1 protein-coding gene is annotated in these 1,191 nt (G+C 52.1%); it reads right to left on the bottom strand.

Features of this window, described 5'->3' with window-relative positions:
* Positions 1–504: 504 nt before the first annotated feature.
* Positions 505–990: a MucR family transcriptional regulator gene (locus tag CDI09_RS17365; RefSeq protein WP_010517031.1), complete on the bottom strand. Its 486-nt coding sequence runs from the start codon at positions 988–990 to the stop codon at positions 505–507.
* Positions 991–1,191: the final 201 nt, after the last annotated feature.

Here is a 1,191-nt window from a genome sequence, read left to right on the forward strand (position 1 = left end):
GCCTCCATGAACTCCTGCCCTGGCACTGGAAAGCCCACCAGCAGGTCCACAATACCATCGCCGCCTGAATACGCCCGCGTCTCTCGCCGGATGATTACGTTCATTCTCTGAATGATTGCGCGTGGACCGACCGTGATAAGTAGAAAGTTGTCCGTCACCAGATATGGGATCTGAAAAAGGATTGTCAGAGCGGAAAAGGCAGGCTGCCCTCGTGAGAGCACAACTTTGTAGTCATCGCCTATGGATTTTCACTGAGAACTGAATTCTTCCACAAGGTGCATAACGCAAGGGCTTAGGATCGCAATCCGCAACCTGGATTGTATAAAAGGCATCTTTCGTCCGGATTTATCGACGTAACGCCCTGAACTGGATCATGGTCCGGTCAAACAGGAACAGCCGCAGTCGGCACCCTACGGCGTAGCGAAGAAGCGCTGCCTTCGTATATTGCCGCGTTCCTGAGCCAGGAGATCGCCGCGCCGCCCGGTCCGGCGGCGCGTTCCCCTTTTAGTGGGCGGCCTTCTTTCTACCCCGGCGGCGTCCTTGCGGCCTGTCAGGCAATGCAGGCTCTGTCGTGCCCTCATCACCAGATTTGGTGGCAGTGGACGTTATATCCCGCCCCAGCCCAATCTCTCTTGCAAGTTCCGATCGGCGTGCTGTGTAATTGGGAGCGACCATAGGATAATGAGACGGAAGTCCCCATTTCCGCCGATATTCTTCAGGCGTCATGCCATAGGATGCCTGCAGATGCCGTTTGAGCATTTTCAGCTTTTTCCCATCTTCAAGGCATATGATATAATCCGGAAATACGGACCGCTTGATGGGAACGGCAGGTATCTGTTCTTTTACGTTCGAAGCAGTCGGGACGGACAATGAATTGTAAACAGCCCTAATCAGCCTGATAAGTTCATCCGGCGATATTTTATTTTCCGATACATAAGCAGTTATGATTTCCACGGTCAGCGCCAGCTGTCTTTGTTGTTCTTCGGGCATTGTCCATCACCTTAACAGACGAAAAAACTGTGGCCCCGTATATAACACCGCTATCGGAAATAGTCCTCGACGTTTTCGAGGATTTGGCAGATTGCAGAACAGGAGACTGTGTAGAATTTTGTGCGGTGGCACTTTTTCAGGCCATTGGGAAACGATCATCGAACATGATGGCGAGCTGGCATCTGACAGCATACCATTCGC

It is taken from the genome of Komagataeibacter nataicola (assembly GCF_003207795.1).
In the GTDB taxonomy this organism is placed as follows: Bacteria; Pseudomonadota; Alphaproteobacteria; order Acetobacterales; family Acetobacteraceae; genus Komagataeibacter; species Komagataeibacter nataicola.

Bases quoted from the DNA above. Each gene is read 5' to 3' on its own strand.
- CDI09_RS17365 (WP_010517031.1), bottom strand. From the start codon at position 990: ATGCCCGAAGAACAACAAAGACAGCTGGCGCTGACCGTGGAAATCATA.